The 17,471-nt window shown below is 41.1% G+C and carries 9 protein-coding genes; 7 read left to right on the plus strand and 2 right to left on the minus strand.

All coding sequences use genetic code 11. The annotated features are described in order from the left end of the window. Positions 1-18 precede the first annotated feature (18 nt). Positions 19-1,890, minus strand: coding sequence for a TlpA family protein disulfide reductase (locus tag KCV26_13415; protein WZX36289.1), 1,872 nt, complete (start codon positions 1,888-1,890; stop codon positions 19-21). Between the two features lie 289 nt (positions 1,891-2,179). Here KCV26_13415 and era point away from each other — a divergent pair, with 289 nt between their 5' ends. Then, on the plus strand, positions 2,180-3,073 hold the full coding sequence (gene era / locus KCV26_13420) for a GTPase Era (protein WZX36290.1): 894 nt from the start codon (positions 2,180-2,182) through the stop codon (positions 3,071-3,073). 85 nt (positions 3,074-3,158) lie between these two features. Beyond that, on the plus strand, positions 3,159-4,472 hold the full coding sequence (gene der / locus KCV26_13425; protein ID WZX36291.1) for a ribosome biogenesis GTPase Der: 1,314 nt from the start codon (positions 3,159-3,161) through the stop codon (positions 4,470-4,472). A gap of 17 nt (positions 4,473-4,489) precedes the next feature. Here the strand turns inward: der and KCV26_13430 are convergent, their stop codons facing one another. After that, entirely contained in the window at positions 4,490-4,939 is a 450-nt protein-coding gene (locus KCV26_13430; GenBank protein ID WZX36292.1) for a hypothetical protein, read from the minus strand. Positions 4,940-5,194: 255 nt separating this feature from the next. Here KCV26_13430 and KCV26_13435 point away from each other — a divergent pair, with 255 nt between their 5' ends. From KCV26_13435 to KCV26_13455, 5 genes are all read left to right on the plus strand, one after another. Then, positions 5,195-7,264, plus strand: a complete 2,070-nt coding sequence (locus KCV26_13435) for a DUF349 domain-containing protein (protein ID WZX36293.1) — start codon at positions 5,195-5,197, stop codon at positions 7,262-7,264. A gap of 366 nt (positions 7,265-7,630) precedes the next feature. Beyond that, entirely contained in the window at positions 7,631-10,651 is a 3,021-nt protein-coding gene (locus tag KCV26_13440) for a TonB-dependent receptor (protein WZX36294.1), read from the plus strand. A 20-nt stretch (positions 10,652-10,671) separates the two neighbouring features. Beyond that, complete coding sequence (locus tag KCV26_13445) at positions 10,672-12,237, plus strand: RagB/SusD family nutrient uptake outer membrane protein (protein WZX36295.1); 1,566 nt, start codon at positions 10,672-10,674, stop codon at positions 12,235-12,237. Positions 12,238-12,296: 59 nt separating this feature from the next. Beyond that, positions 12,297-13,259, plus strand: coding sequence for a glycoside hydrolase family 43 protein (locus tag KCV26_13450; GenBank protein ID WZX36296.1), 963 nt, complete (start codon positions 12,297-12,299; stop codon positions 13,257-13,259). A 184-nt stretch (positions 13,260-13,443) separates the two neighbouring features. Then, on the plus strand, positions 13,444-17,382 hold the full coding sequence (locus KCV26_13455) for a response regulator (protein ID WZX36297.1): 3,939 nt from the start codon (positions 13,444-13,446) through the stop codon (positions 17,380-17,382). The last annotated feature ends 89 nt before the right edge of the window (positions 17,383-17,471 follow it).

Genomic DNA, 17,471 nt, shown 5'->3' on the forward strand with positions numbered 1-17,471 from the left:
AAATTTTACCCCGAACATTTATTTCAAAACATTAACCAACGCTTTAAGTTCCTTGACAAGTTTTTCTTCACTCTCGAAACCGGTGCTTGAGTAACGCAATGTGCCTTGTTTATCGATAAAAAACTTTACCGGAATAGCTTTTACATTGTATAAATTACCTACTAAAAACTGATCATTATTTTTTTCATCGATCAATACTCGAAAATCGGCAAATTTATCATCAAGAGTTTTACTAATGGCTTCAAGTCTTTTTTCATCACTGTTGTCATATTCTTGTGTATTGATAAAAAGAAATACAACATCTTCGCCTTTCAATTCATTCATCGCTTTTAGCATAGCCGGAAAAGAAGCGATGCAGGGACCACACCAGCTTGCCCAAAAATCTAAAATTACCACACTACCTTTAAAATCTGATAGTCTTACCGTGTTTCCCTCATCATCTTTCAGTGAAAAATCGGGAGCCGGCATACTAATCATCTTCTTTTTCAACTCCTCAATGTATGATAAATTTCCGGCATTTTTCAGATTTTCCAGAGCTTGATGTAATCCGGTATCATCGCCGTTTAAGGCGATGTAAGCAACTTTGTATAACGAATCCATTTTGGCGCTTCCGTACTTATCTTTTATAAAATTTTCGGATTTTGATAATGCGTCTTCAAATTGCTTGTTGTTCACTAAATACTGCACAACATTCTCATTTGCCCCTAAATTTTCCCAATTGAATAATTCTGCCGATTTCACCTCATTATCTACCGCACCTTGTGTATCCCCAAGTTTATTGAGAATATAAGCGTAAGTATCTAAATAATTGGCCTTGTTTCTGAGAAATATTATTCTTGTGGTCTCCGGTTTTTTAACTTCCATCATTTTATCTACGTTAAGCAACGATTTTTCTGAATATTTTTTTGCCAAGTCCATATCTTTATCCTTTGTAGCCATCTTCCAAGCAATTTCGTTATATTCTCTGGCAAGAAAAGAAGGATCGTTAACTTTGGAAATATGTTTTTCGAAATTATCGTAATCCAACAAACCTCTATAAGTAGTAATCAAACTGTGGGTAAGCTGTGTTCGCATTTCCGGTTCTATATCACTGAAATTTTCCACGATTGAATTATATCTTGTAAGGGCGGAATCGGGTAAATACATCGCCATAAAATAAAAATCTATATATTGTTTTCTTAACGCTGCTTTTCCTTTAGGGTGTTTTTTAATCACTTCATTGATCAAAGAATCTCTTTTTTGATGATCCCTGCCAACGATGGTTTCAACAATTCGCTCCGTAAAATTGTCGTTTTTCCCTGTTTCCAAAATTTTATTGTAATACTCAGTTGCCAATTTAACTGCTTCCGCTTCTTTTGATTTATCGAGTTTCAACGTGCTCAAATATATCGGTAACGTCGATTCTTTTAAATCGGGATGCAATTGGTACTCTTTTTCCATGAGTTGAATGGCTTTGAGGGTATCCACTTTTGCATTAAAGAAATATTTGTTGTAGAGGCTTACTGCTCCTTGTGTAAAAAAAGTTCCTTTTTTAGGTTTTCCGTTTTCATAAACATTGAAACCGTAACCTTTGTCACGGTTATTGTCAAATTCTTTTCCGTTGGTAATCTTTATAGAAACATACAACACTGTGTCCGGCAATTTAAAACGTCCTGTAATTTTATTGTTTTGAAATTCAGACGGAATAATTTCATTTTTAAACCTGTTCTCCCCCATATAATTAAAAAAATAAGAAATTTCCGTATCCGGTTTTGCTAAATCTCCTATGTATGTAACGGTTACTGTATCTCCCGATTCAGGCTTTAATGGATGTATGGTCAGGACTTGATTTTGTGCACACAGGCTGCTGGTAAAATAAATCAGGAAAGAAAAGAAAAATATTTTTTTCATAGCCATTATGTTTTATGTTGGATTAGTAAATGCTATATCTTTATGTGTTCCAAGGTTATAAACACTTATACTTATTTGCAAATATAGAACAATAAATCATTTATTACTATATTTTCGTAAAAAATTTACTAATTTGTTGTCTTGATAATTACTCATTAGTCATGATTATGATATCATACGAGTTTATTGTCGCAATCCATTCCCGTTATTTTGTCTTGATTCTTTGCTCTTTAATTGACGTATCTCTTTTTTTCGTATCTTTGCACCTCAAACCCAAAGTGTCCAATAAGTGCAGCAACAAAATCATCGTTCCGGATTCGTAAATATTGTGGGAAATCCCAACGTGGGAAAATCCACGCTGATGAACCGGCTGGTAGGCGAAAAGTTATCCATAATAACGCCCAAATCGCAAACCACGCGTCACCGCATTATCGGCATCGTAAACACCCCTGAATACCAGGTAGTGTATTCCGATACGCCCGGTGTGCTTCGTCCCAACTACAAGCTACAGGAGCAGATGCTTAACTTCTCGTTATCCGCGCTTGATGATGCCGATGTGTTGCTGTACGTGACCGATGTAGTGGAAAAAACCGATAAAAACGATGAATTCCTCTCCAAGGTACAACGGTTGAACCTTCCGGTTTTATTGCTTATCAATAAAATTGACCAGACCACACAAACGGAACTTGAAAAAATGGTTGATACGTGGCACGAGATGTTGCCGGATGCTGAAATTTACCCCATATCAGCACTCAATAACTTCAGTATTGACAGGGTGCAAAAGCGCATTTTAGAGCTTTTGCCCGAGTCACCGCCTTACTTTGAGAAAGATGCGCTGACGGATAAGCCTGCCCGGTTCTTTGTTAACGAGATCATCCGCGAAAAAGCCTTGTTGCTGTATCAGAAAGAGGTTCCCTATTCCATTGAAGCGATAGTGGAAGAATTTAAGGAAGAAACGGACATTATCCGTATCCGCGCCATTATCTTGGTGGAGAGAGATACACAAAAGGGCATCGTAATCGGCCATAAAGGGGAGTCGCTGAAAAGACTGGGTACCCTGGCGCGAAAAGACATCGAACTGTTTTTTGAAAAAAAAGTATTCTTGCAACTTTACGTTAAAGTAGAAAAAGACTGGCGAAACAGGGACAATCTGTTGAAGAATTTTGGGTACAAGTTGGAATAGAATTTCCAATTATCAATTACAAATTACAAATTAAATTTATCAGTCTGAAAGCCCAATGTCTTTTGTCTGATAGTCTTAAAAGAATATGAGAAACTTAGTAGCTATAGTTGGACGCCCGAACGTCGGGAAATCAGCGTTATTTAACCGGTTAACACAAAGCCGCCAGGCTATTGTTACCGATGTATCGGGAACCACACGCGACCGTTTGTACGGAAAAGTCAATTGGAGCGGACAAGACTTTTCGCTGGTCGATACCGGCGGCTGGGTAGTCAATTCCGACGATATAATGGAGGACGAAATAAACAAGCAGGTACAGATCGCGGTGGAAGAAGCCGACGTGATCCTTTTTGTTGTTGACGTAATGAACGGGCTTACCGACCTGGATAATGGGGTGGCTCATTTGCTGCGTCGTTCCGGCAAGCCTGTAGTCGTGGTTGCCAACAAAGCCGACAATTTTGAGATCGGTCATCAATCGGCAGAGTTTTATACGCTGGGGCTAGGTGATCCTTTTCCTATTTCGGCCATCAATGGTTCGGGAACGGGTGATCTGTTGGATCACGTTTTGTCGTTGTTCAAGAAAGAAGGTGAAGAGGAAAAATTAGCAGATATTCCCAAGTTCGCTGTTGTTGGCCGTCCCAATGCCGGGAAATCATCGATCGTAAATGCTCTGGTGGGTGAAGAACGCAATATCGTGACCGAGATTGCCGGTACTACCCGGGACTCCATTTATACCCGGTATGATAAGTTTGGGATGGATTTTTACCTCATCGATACTGCAGGGATTCGCAAAAAAGGAAAAGTGACGGAAGACCTGGAATATTTCTCGGTTATCCGCTCCATCCGTGCCATTGAGGAGGCTGATGTCTGTATCCTTATGATTGATGCCACGCGAGGAATAGAAAGCCAGGACCTGAATATATTCTCACTGATCCAGAAAAACCGGAAGGGCCTGGTGGTGTTCGTCAATAAATGGGATTTAATTGAAGAAAAAGACAACAACCTGATAAAGAACTTCGAGAACATTATTCGCGAACGATTTGCACCGTTCACTGATTTCCCCATTATTTTTGGTTCAGCCTTAACTAAACAACGGATTCTGAAAGTGATGGATTTGGCAAAAGAGGTATATCAGAACAAAAAACAAAAAGTGCCTACGCACAAACTTAACGAAGTGATGCTGCCTATTATTGAAAGGACTCCGCCACCGGCAAATAAAGGGAAGTACATAAAAGTTAAGTATATAACGCAACTGCCAAACACTCAAGTTCCCTCTTTTGTGTTTTTTTGCAACCTTCCCCAATGGATCAAAGAGCCTTATAAGCGGTTCATCGAAAACCGGATGCGTGAAAACTGGAACTTCACCGGAACGCCGATTAATGTTTTTTTCCGGGAAAAGTGATGACACAATAATGGTCCTCAAATATTCCCGAAAGGAATGTTTTTTGCCTCGCAGACCTCAATCAGTTTGGCCTTAATCCTTTTTAAGTCGTTGTATTTAAGGTTACCCAGGTCTATCTTGTAGTTGGTCCCGGTAGTAGTCAGTGTCAGGTAGCTTAGCCCGATACCCAGTTGTGTGACCGTTTCCCACAAGATGGAACCGTTTATGCGTTGTTTAGGTAATTTAATTCGAAATTCATCGTTATCAATTTCCACAATAAAATCCGATTGCCAAACGGTTACTGTAAACACCAATAGTGCCGCTAAAACAGCTCCTGCTACCCCAACATAAAACAGAAAATCCAAGCTGGCGTGTATAGCCTGGGATATGCCGACTCCAACAGCCAGCGCAAACAGAAACCCTCCGGCAACCAATGCGGTAATCTTCACTTTCGACGGTAACGAATAAACAATTTTCAGGTCTTCCATAACAAACGTTGTTTATCGAATTTAATGTTATCTGCTGAATAACAAATAATTCAGTTTACAAAAATACAATTATTACGCGGTTTTTTGTAAATAAACATGAAAAATCGATGATATGAGAAAAAAAATTCGTTAATTTGTATATAATTTATAGGATAAGTTAAACAAATTGAACGTAAACTTATTTTACCAAAAGACGTTTATGTAGCAATATTTCTCAACTATGTTGGTTGGGATTAAAATAGGAAGAGTGAATTGATGAATAGTAACAATCTTGAAAATGAGAAACTTCCTGAAAACAGGGAAGGTAAGGCTGAAGAAACTATTGACCAACTTCCCCAGGAAGAAAAAGTATCTGCGGAGCCCGTTGAAACCACTTCCGGAGAGCCGGTAGAGGCAGAAAAAACAGTTGCGGAACCAGAAGTGGCTGAAACAGAGCCGGTAAAGGATGCCGAAACGGAACAAGCGCCTGATTCGGAGCTGAAAACCGAAAAATCTGTTGACGGAGAGGAGGGTGAAATCAATTACGATATAGAAACTCCAGAAGGTGTGAATGCGGAAACTGAAGATGCGGAGGAAGAAGTAGATGAAAACAGCGTTTCGGATGATGATTCCACGGAGTTATTGGCCATAGAAGAGATTGTGCAGAAACTCAGGAATTTGCTGGCTTCCGACCATCCTCAGCGAAGAGAAGTGGATGAGGTGAAAAATCAATTTTACCGTTCACTTCGCAACGAAACCGAAGCGCAAAAAGCTGTTTTCCTCGAATCGGGAGGCGAGTCTATCGATTTTGTTGTTAATGAATCGGAAATCTATGCCGAAGGTAAGGAACTGATTCAAAAAATAAAAGAAAAACGTGCTGTAATTCTCGCCCGTGAAGATGCGGAAAAGGAAAAGAATGTTGCTAAAAAAATGGCGATTATCGATCAGGTAAGACACCTTGCCGAAAATCAAAGCCAGGAGGATTTTAACAAAACTTATCAGGAGTTCCGCTCACTTCAGCAACAGTGGAACGAGATTAAACTTGTACCACAGACTAAAGTGAATGAACTTTGGAAAGAATACCAACGCCATGTGGAAAAATTTTACGACCTGGTGCGCATCAACAACGAGTTCCGTGAATACGACTTCAAAAAAAATCTGGAACTCAAGACCGAACTTTGCGAAGCAGCCGAAAGGCTCGACGAAGAACCGGATGTGGTTTCGGCGTTTCATCAACTGCAAAATCTTCACCAGGAGTGGCGTGATGTAGGCCCGGTTTCTCGCAAAGACCGCGAAGAAATCTGGAACCGTTTTAAAGCAGCTTCTACCCTAATCAATAAAAAGTATCAATCTCATTTCGAAAGCCTTAAAGGGAAAGAAGAGGAGAATCTGGCGGCTAAAACCGCGTTGTGCGAAACCCTTGAAGCCATCGATTATTCGAAATTAAACTCCGTTAGGGACTGGAACAACAAGATTAAGGAAGTTCTTGATATTCAGAAGCAATGGCGTGAGATAGGCTATGTGCCAAAAAAATGGAACACCAAAATATACGACCGTTACCGTGCTGCCTGTGACTTCTTTTTCCGTAATAAAAACGATTTCTACAAATCGATGCACGGCGAAATGGAGGAAAACCTGAAAAAGAAAGTTGCTCTTTGTGAACGTGCCGAAGCCTTAAAGGATAGCCAGGATTGGAAAAAAACAACCCAGGAAATGATTTCTATTCAGAAAGAGTGGAAAACCATTGGTATTGTTCCCCGCAAATATGTGGACAGCACGTGGAAACGGTTTATTGCCGCTTGTGATTATTTCTTTGAACAAAAGAAACTCCACACCTCCACTCAACACGATGAAGAGGCCAGAAATTTCGAAAAGAAAAAAGAGATCGTGGAGAAGATAAACATGCTGGATACCACCCTCACTCCTGAACAGGCGTTGCCGCTGTTAAGGGAACTAATGGATGAGTGGTATGGTATCGGACACGTGCCTTTCAAGGTTAAGGACAGGGCTTACAAAGAGTTCTATGATGCTACCGAAGCTCAGTTCGACAGGTTGAATATCGATAAAACCGACCGGAAATTAGACAGTTTCAGGTCGAACATCTCGGATATAGCCAGATCGGATAATGCCAAAGGTCAATTGTTGCGTGAACGGGAAAGGCTGATGCGCCAATATGAGCGTATGAAAGTGGAATTGCAAACGTACGAAAACAACATCGGCTTCTTGTCGGTTTCGTCGAAAAAAGGCAACAACCTGGTGGACGATATGAACCAGAAGATGAAAAAAATAAAATCAGAGCTTGAGTTGCTGGTGAAAAAAATTGCAGCCATAGACGAGGAACTATAATAATTGCTTTATATAAAATGTTAGGCGATCAGTTTTTTGGTCGCCTTTTTTTATTACGTGGGTTTACAAGCATCCATCTCCGGAAGAGTGAAATCTACAAACCATCGCTGGTGGGCTGTGAACATCGGGATTAATCTATTTAACAGGTGTTTGACAAAAATGTGTTATTTTTTGAGATAAATGTTGTATGCGTTCTAGACCTTTACCACTACTTTCGCAGAAAAGACACACTGAAAAATAATAGTCGAGAAAACACGAACCCAAAGAAAACCACCCATTGGATGCATGTTGATTGAATTAAATGAAATTTATTTAGTAACGATGTCTTAAAGCAACGATCTTTATTAATCTAAAACAAATGATGGAATGAAAAAGAAAAACTCAATTAAACTATTGAAAGGTTTACTGCCCGCTGTATTGTGGGTATTTTCCTTTGCTGTGTTTGCTCAACCCATTACGGTGAGTGGAACGGTGTATGATACTAGTGGAGGGACACTCGTTGGAGTAACCCTTCAGGTGCAAGGTACTTCTGTGGGTACCGTTACCGACCTGGATGGAAACTTCAGATTGACTAATGTGAATCCAAATGCTTCATTAGAAATCTCTTATGTGGGAATGAGAACCCGGATTGTTTCTCTTAACGGGAGAACATCCATCAGCATCACGCTGGAGGAAGACACGGAAATGTTGGAAGAACTTGTGGTTATCGGTTACCAGACGATCCGAAAAGCCGATTTAACAGGATCTGTTTCCGTATTTAATCCCGATGAAATGAAAAATACAATCGTAACCGGTACGGTAGGGGATGCTTTAGGCACTCTTCCCGGGGTTAATGTACGCACATCCGGCGCTCCGGGTAGGGAAGGAAAAGTAGAAATTCGTGGTACGGGAACATTTGGAAACAGTGCTCCGCTGTATGTGGTTGATGGGGTTATCTCCGGCGCAAATAGGGATTTCAACTTTAACGATATTGAAAGCATCCAGGTCTTAAAAGATGCTTCTGCTGCAGCAATTTACGGATCAAGAGCCGGAAACGGAGTAATTATTATTACCACCAAGCAAGGGAAAGAAGGGAAAATGAAGATAGATGTCTCTTCTCGTGCAACCTTGCAATGGCTACCAAAATACGACCTTACAAACCGTAATCAATGGATTGAACTAAATGACCTGGCTTTTGCAAATGCCGGCCGACCTGCTGCCAACCATTTTGACGGAAATACAGACTGGCAAAAAGAAGTATTCAAATCCGGCATAGTACAGGATCATAATATTGCTTTTTCTGGAGGCAACAAAGATAGTCGGTATTTTATTTCAGGTAACTACCAGCATAATTCGGGAACAACTATCGGAACACAAAGCGAACGTTTCACTTTACGTTCAAATACGTCGGCTTCACGTGATTTTGGCGATGAGGTTACATTCCGTATTGGTGAGAATATCGTGTTAAGTCACTTTGCTGTGGATGAGTTAAATACAAATCCTATTGTCGATGTTTACCGCATGCTTCCTACTATTCCTGTGTATGATCCAAACAATACAGCTAAAGGTGGATACGGATTCGGGGACGGAAGCAGGGATGTTACGTTCGGTACCAATCCCTTTGCCAAAGAAGACTTTGAAGATACGAAAAACAGTAACTTGCGCATCCGGGGAAATATTTTTACCGAACTGGAACTGCTGAAAGCATTGAAATACAGGTTTAACATGGGATTTGATTTTAGCAACGATAGGCATACCTATTTGCGGAAAGAAGGATATTGGACGTATAATCAACCGTATGATCCCTCTTCTTTAAATAAAAATCAAGCCCAGTATCAGGGGCTCGTGTTTGATAATACCTTGGAATACAATAAAAAGTTTGGAAAACACGATATTTCTTCTGTATTCGGACTGAGCTATCAAACATCTACCTATGAGCAAATATGGGGTACAAAAAATGATGTGCTTAGGTCCGGAGATGACTATTTCAGAAACTTGGATGCAGCCCTGACCAATCCAAAAACTGGAAATTACACCGATTTACAGAAATTATTTTCCGTTTTTGGCCGTGTAAACTATAATTACGATGAGAAGTATTTGTTCAGTTTTACCGTGCGAAGGGACGAGTCTTCTAAATTTTCACCGTCTACCCGGGTAGGGTATTTTCCTTCTGTGTCAGGAGGTTGGAGAATAAGCCAGGAGGACTTCTTTGATGTGTCCTGGCTGAATGACCTGAAGTTAAGAGCGAATTACGGGATTTTAGGAACATCGAATATTGGCGTATGGGATTGGGTGTCATTTATTACCGTTTTCCCGCAGGCCATATTCGGCAGAAGTCAGTCATTGCAAACCGGAATGACTCAAATACGACTTGCAAATGCTGATCTCAGGTGGGAGAAGTTGACTCAGCTGAATGCCGGATTTGATGCTGTTCTGCTTAATAATAAATTGAATCTTTCGGCAGATTATTTCTTAAAAGAAACGAAGGATGTGCTTACCCCGATGCAGATATTGATGGTTACAGGCAATAACGGAGGTAATCCGTATGTGAATGCAGCTACTTTGCAGAATACGGGAGTTGAAATCTCTGCTACCTGGAGAGACAAGGTAGGCTCTGATTTTGGTTATAGCATCAATGTGAATGGCTCTTATCTTAAAAACAAAATATTGGAATTGGGATACGGACGCAAAGAATTTACACAATGGGATACTAAATCCATAGTCGGAAAACCCATCGGTGAATGGTACCTCATTAAAACTGATGGATTGTTCCGTACTCAGGAAGAAGTGGTGGCTCATACAAACAGTGAAGGAAAAGTTATTCAACCCAATGCCAAGCCGGGTGATGTAAAGTATATAGATTACAACGATGACGGAGTAATAACAGACGCCGACAGACAACACTGCGGATCCACTATCCCGAAATTCCAGCTGGGAATGAACCTTGGATTTGAATATAAAAATTTCGATCTCCAATTCCAGTTAGGAGGGGCATTTGGATATAAAGCGTTCAACGGTCCGCGCAGCGGATTTGACCGGTTTGACGACAACTCAAACTATAGGGCCAGTTACGATCCGTGGACTCCAGACAATCCAAACGCAAAAGACCCACGGCCTATCTACGCAGATTCCCGCAATGTCCGGGGCGATCAAGACCGCTGGTTAGAGAACGGTAACTACCTAAAAGTAAAACAAATAGCTCTCGGATATAACTTGCCTAAATCCATGCTTGGCAGTACATTCAGTGACATTCGTCTATATGTAAATGCTCAGAACCTGATCACGTTAACTTCCTATACAGGCTTGGATCCTGAGTTCTTAAATGGTAATATATGGGACCGCAGCTACGACGGGGGAGCTTATCCTAATCCGTATGGTGTAACTTTTGGAGCACAAATATCATTCTAATTTTCAGAAAACTTATCACAATGAAAAAAATCATATACTTATTATTCGCCGTATTCTTGCTGAATAGCTGTGATGTGAGCGTGGATAATCCGAACACCATTACTACCGCCACATTCTGGAAAACGGAAACCGATGCACAATATGGCATCAATGCTGTGTACAACATGTTCTACAAACCGGGGACTTACAGCCGTTGGTTGTGGTTCCGGCTGGATCTAACCTCAGATGAAGGGTTTAGTCAGAGCCCCTGGGCTGAATTGAAAGAATGGACACAGTTTCAATACAGAAACTATAACTTCTGGGAAGGCAATAGCTGGACTTACCGGGATAGTTATGAAGCAATATTCAGAGCCAACCAGGTGTTGTACCACGTTCCCGAAATTCAGTTTGCAAATGAAACCGAAAAAAACAAAATCCTCGGACAGGCATACTTTCTGAGAGGCCTTTTCTACTACAACCTGGCAGTGTTGTGGGGGAGTGAAAACAACAGTCTTCCGATTGTTCTGGAACCATCAACGCCGGGTATGCAGCCCGAAGGCCATAATGGTATCGCTGTATACCAACAGGCAATCAGCGATTTTACAGAAGCACAGAAAGTTTTGCCGGAAGTGTGGGACGACGCCAATAAAGGACGTGCAACGAAAGGTGCTGCATTGGCTTTCAGGGCAAAATGTCACATGCAACTGCTCCAATGGAATGAAGCTAAAAATGATTTACAATGGTTGGTAGAAGGTGAGGGCAAGAAATATTACGACCTTGCGGCCAATTACGCGGATAATTTCAGAAAAGATACGGAGAACAATATTGAATCTGTTTTTGAGATACAGTATTCCGATATTCATAAGGCTCCTGCCGGAGACGGGGACTTTGATGTGGATCCGAACTTAGGACTGAATCGCGGTCAGTTTTTTGCTCCTCCCGGAATTGGATGGACAGACGGTGAAATACGTCCCTGGCTGGTAACAGAATTTAAAAAAGAAAAAAACCTGAACGAAGGTTACGATATACGTTTAAGACATACTGCTTTTTACAGTGAACAACATTTGGATTTTCCCAATAATGAACGGATATACCGTGAGGTCAGCAATGATGCAACGTGGAACAGGGACAACTGGAAAGGCCGTGTTTTTTACAGAAAATACAGTTCGGAGCATTTTCGCGATTTTGATGATTATCATAATCCGACCAATGTAAGGTTGGTTCGATTTGCAGACGTATTGTTGATGTACGCAGAATGTATTGCCCAGTCAGGAGGAAACTTGTCTGATGCAATTGCACATGTCGACAGGGTAAGGGCCAGGGTAGAAATGCCGGCGCTTGCCGTCAATCATCCAGCCGTAGTCTCCAGCAAGGATGCTTTTCTGAAACGCCTACAGGTGGAGAGAGTCCTTGAATTAGCTACAGAGGGACAACGTTGGGCAGATATCAAGCGCTGGGGATTGCTGGATAACCAAGCCGGTATCGACGAATTGAAATCACGTGATCCGGATTTCAATAATTTCATCATCGGTCGCCATAGCTGCCTGCCTATTCCTTCTGATGAAGTGAATAATAACCCCAATATTTCTCAGAATCCTGATTATTAATAAAAGCATTATACCTCCCCGGCTACCCGGTTGGGGAGGTATTTTAAAATAAAATAGAGATGAAAAAATACTGGTATCTGTTGTTTATAGGTGTATTCATAATCGCATCGTCCTGCAAAGGTGTTGATAAGGCAGATGAAACGATTCGCTACACCACTCCTGTTTCGTTGGGCGATCCATTTATCATGCTGCATCAAGGCGTATATTACGCTTACGGTACCCAGGCCGAAGATGGAATTGAAGTATACACATCGGATAATCTTGAAGAATGGGAAAAGGTTCCTGCTCTCGCTCTTCACAAGGATAACTCTTTTGGTGACAAATGGTTTTGGGCACCTGAAGTATATTACGTTAACGGGAAGTTTTACATGTATTATACGGCAGAAGAGCATATGTGTGCGGCAACTTCCGATTCTCCGTTGGGTCCGTTTATCCAGGAGGTTAAAAAGCCGATGCTGGAAGGTGAAAAGACTATTGATAATTCTCTGTTTATCGATGATGACGGAACTCCTTACCTTTTCTTCGATCGGTTTAATGACGGGCTAAATATCTGGGTCGCAGAACTGGAAGAGGATCTGATAACCATCAAAAAGCAAACGTTACATCCGTGCATTCATGTATCTCAAGAATGGGAAAAAGTATGGCCCAGGGTAAATGAAGGTGCTTTCGTAACAAAACATAACGGCATGTATTACATGACGTACTCCGCAAACAGCTATGAAAGCCCGTTCTATGGTGTCGGGTGTGCTACCGCCACGAGTATCATGGGTGAATGGACAAAATATCCGGATAATCCCCTGCTTCAGAAACCCGGTAATCTGGTTGGTGTAGGGCACAGTGCATTATTCCGGGATAAAAAAGAGAATTTGCGAATAGTTTTTCATGCACATCATGACGATAAAAATATACACCCGCGAAAGATGTACATCGGAAAAGTCGAATTCAAACAAGAAGGGGAAGTGGATAAACTTTATATTTCCCAAGAATACCTGATACCCAAATTAACGGTTACCCAAAAATGAATTCATCAATCGCTACTCATTCCGTACATTCTCTGGTTGGCGTGGAGTAATTTTACCGTAGCATTCTGAGAAAAATAAAAAAATTTGTTTATCTTGCTGACAAAAAACATAACTCTCCTTAAGACTATATGGTGTGTCTTTATTTTTGATGAAATTGAAAAAACATAATCAACTCTTTATTTTGATGTTCATCCTATTCGTTTTGAACATCAATGAGTTATTCTGTTTGCCAAGTTATTCTTTCAAACATTACAACATAAACAACGGATTATCCCAGAATACTGTCCATGCCATTTTTCAAGACAAACTCGGATTCATGTGGTTTGGCACAAAAGATGGCCTCAACCGATTTGACGGGACGTTGTTTAAAATTTATAAATTTTCTCCGGGAGAGAATTTGAGAGACAATGTATTTCATCGTATCCTTCAAGATAAACTGGATAACCTGTGGGTAGGGACCGATGACGGAATATACATTTATGACCCGCGGAAAGAAGAGTTCAACCGTTTTGAATTAACCACACCCGATAACGTATCGATAGATGGTGTGGTAAGTGATATGCTGGAAGATAAAGAAGGGGATATCTGGATTTCCCTGGAAGAAAAAGGAGTTTTTCATTACAATTATCTCACAGGTGTCCTAACGAATTACAAAATACCACAAGCTCCAGACGGGATGAGTATGGTCAGTTTATGTCTCGGGAAAGAGGGGGATATCTGGGCATTCCCTTACAATCTTCCTTTTGTCAGTATTGATAAAAAAACAGGTAAAATAACTGACTTTAAGCTTGTTGATAACCCTGATTTATTTTACAATACGGGAGAGATATGGAAAGTAGTTGCTGATGAATACAATCAATTGCTCATCGCATCGTCTACTAAAGGCCTTATAAGTGTAAACACCGTGAGTAAGACGCACCGCATTCTGTTGGCTGAAGACGCAGAAGGTCAGCCTATCTTTGCCCGATGTCTGACAAAGATCGATCCTAAAACGATCTGGATAGGCAGTGAATCGGGATTGTATATTTATAATACCGAAACGAGAAAAGCCGAAAACCTCCGTCACAACAGGTCCGTACCTTATTCGTTATCTGACAACGCTATTTATTCTATTTTCAAAGACAGGGAAGGAGGTATTTGGGTGGGGTCGTTTTTTGGAGGGGTCGATTATTATTCCAATCAATACAATCAATTTGAGTTGTTTTATCCCGTGGATGGAGTGAACCGGATGAAAGGAAGCCGGGTCCGTGAATTTTGTGAAGCCCCCGATGGAAAAATCTGGATCGGGACCGAAGACAATGGACTCAACCTCTTCGATCCCGTGAAGAATGAATTTCTACCACTTCCACTCCCGCTACAATCGCTTTACACGAATATACATGCATTATATGCTGACGGAGACTATTTATGGATCGGAACTTTTTCAAAAGGATTAAACCGGTTTAACCTGAAAACAAACGAACTGGTTACATTCAAACAATCGGATGCGCCTAACTCCATTAGTCAAAACAGCACTTTCTCCATATACAAGGATCGGCAAAACACATTGTGGATAGGAAATCTGTCGGGATTAAATATCTATGACTACGAGAATAACAACTTCAAACAAGTCGATGCATTCCAAGGGATATATGTTCAGGATATTTTTGAAGATACAGATGGGAAAATATGGGTAGCCACTTTTACCAAGGGGCTTTACCGGCATGATCCGGCCACAGGCGCCTGGAAGATTTTTTTCCATCATCCTGCCGATGGTGGAAACACGCTGTATAATAAAATAACAAGTATATTTGAGGACAGTCAGAAACAACTGTGGGTGGCTACGGAAGGCGGAGGTTTTTATCTTTTCGACAGGAAAAACGAAGAATTTATTCCGGTCAATAGTTCGAAAGGACTACCTAACGATGTGGTATATCAATTGCAGGAAGATTTGGATGGTAATTTATGGCTTTCAACAAATTCGGGACTTGTTAAATATGACCCTCAAACAGAATCATTCAGAAATTATACGGTTGAAAATGGACTGAAAACCAATCAGTTCAATTACCAGTCCAGTTTTAAGGCGTCAGACGGAACACTTTATTTCGGATCAATTGACGGCTTTGTACGGTTTAATCCCTCAACCTTCAGAGAATCTGAACACGCTGTACCGGTAGTGTTTACCGAACTGTTTATTAATAATGCTCCGGTAAGCCCTAAGGATGAAAAATCACTGCTGAAACAAAGCATCTTGTTTACGGAAAACCTAACCTTAGCACACCGTAAAAACTCCTTCCGGTTAAGTTATGCAGTACTGAACTATTCAAACAGAAATGATTACCAGATACTTTATAAACTGGATGACTTTGATAAAGAATGGATTCAGTCGGAATCAAATAACGATATCATCTACTCTAACCTGAAACCAGGAAAGTACGTACTCTCGTTGAAATTACATAATGGATTGAAGGACAGTGATGAAGAAACACTAAAATCGTTAACTATCCATATTCGCCCCCCATTCTGGCTTAGTAGGTGGGCCTACCTGGTTTATGTGGTGCTGTTTATAGCCGGAATAGCAGGTTTATTTCGCTTTCTGAGTTATCGTAGCCAAAAAATACAAAGAGAGAGAATGCAAATTTTCGAGCAACAGAAAGAACGGGAACTGTATCGTTCGAAAATTGATTTCTTCACCAACGTTGCCCACGAAATTCGCACCCCGCTGTCCCTTATTAAGGCACCACTGGATTATGTGATTAATACGGAAGAGGTGTCAGAAGGCGTAAAAGAGAACCTGCAGATCATGAGCAAGAATACGGACCGGCTTCTTAACCTGACCAACCAGCTGCTCGATTTCCAAAAAACCGAGTCGGATGCGTATCTGTTGAATCTTGAACCGAGAAACGTATCGGAACTGATCCGGGAGACGTCACTTCGTTTTACCCCCCTGGCAAAGCAGAAAGGATTGCTTTTTGATATGGATCTCCCCGAAAAGGATATGTACGTGCAGGTGGATAAGGAGGCATTCCTGAAAATTATCAGCAACCTGATAAATAATGCTATCCGGTATTGCAAAAGCTTCGTGAGGCTTAAGGCTTACATCGCCGGAGATAATGAAGACAGCTGGTTTCACCTGATTACAGACAATGACGGAGAAAAAATCCCCGACGAACATAAGCAGGCAATCTTCAAACCTTTCGTGCAACTGGACAAGGATGACCGGACGGTTAACGGTACCGGGATTGGCCTAGCGCTATCACGTTCATTGACTGAGCTTCACAAAGGGACACTCGACCTGGAGGACTCGGAGGATACTGTCCGGTTCCACCTCGTACTGCCGGTAGGAAGCTCAACAGACGTAATCCTGGAATTTTCCGGTGAAACGGGTAAGTCATCCCATACAACCATCCTGTTGGTAGACGATGATCCGGAATTGCTTCATTTTGAAGAGAAATTTCTCTCCCCTCACTACCATGTGTTAACGGCAAGGAACGGTAAAGAAGCCTTGGAAGTGCTGCGGGAGGCTAATGTGAACTTGGTAGTTTGTGACATCATGATGCCCGAGATGGACGGTTTTGAGTTTACCCGACGGGTAAAATCCAATATCGAGTTCAGCCATATCCCCGTGATATTATTGACGGCAAAAGTAAACGTGGAGTCAAAGGTACAAGGGTTTGAGATCGGTGCGGATGCGTATATCGATAAACCTTTCTCCCTGGAAGTATTGTTGGCGCAGATTGCCAACTTGTTGCAAAACCGGGAAAAATTACGTGAAACATTTTTAAAACATCCCTATATTGGTGCCAACAGCGTGGCCCTTACCAAGTCAGACGAAGAATTTATCCGGAAGCTGCATGCTATTGTACTTGAAAATATAGACAACTCCGGCTTTATCGTGGAAGATATCGCCGAGCAGTTCAACATGAGCCGTGCCAGTTTTTATCGAAAAATAAAAGGCGTACTCAATCTGACACCCAACGAGTATATCCGGGTGGAACGTTTGAAAAAAGCCGCTCAGCTGCTCAAGGAAAAAACATACAAGGTGAACGAAATCTGTTACATGGTAGGATTTAACTCTCCTTCCTATTTTTCGAAATGCTTTCAACAACAATTCGGGGTCCTGCCAAGAGATTTTGAGCAATAAGTTCTGCATTTGAGATTGTATTTATACTTTTTGATCAATTTGCTCTCATTTTTTCTGTTTAAAGTAACTATTTTCGTGGAATAAAAAAT

Origin of the sequence: Petrimonas sulfuriphila, assembly GCA_038561985.1 — a bacterium.
Classification (GTDB): Bacteria; Bacteroidota; Bacteroidia; order Bacteroidales; family Dysgonomonadaceae; genus Petrimonas; species Petrimonas sulfuriphila.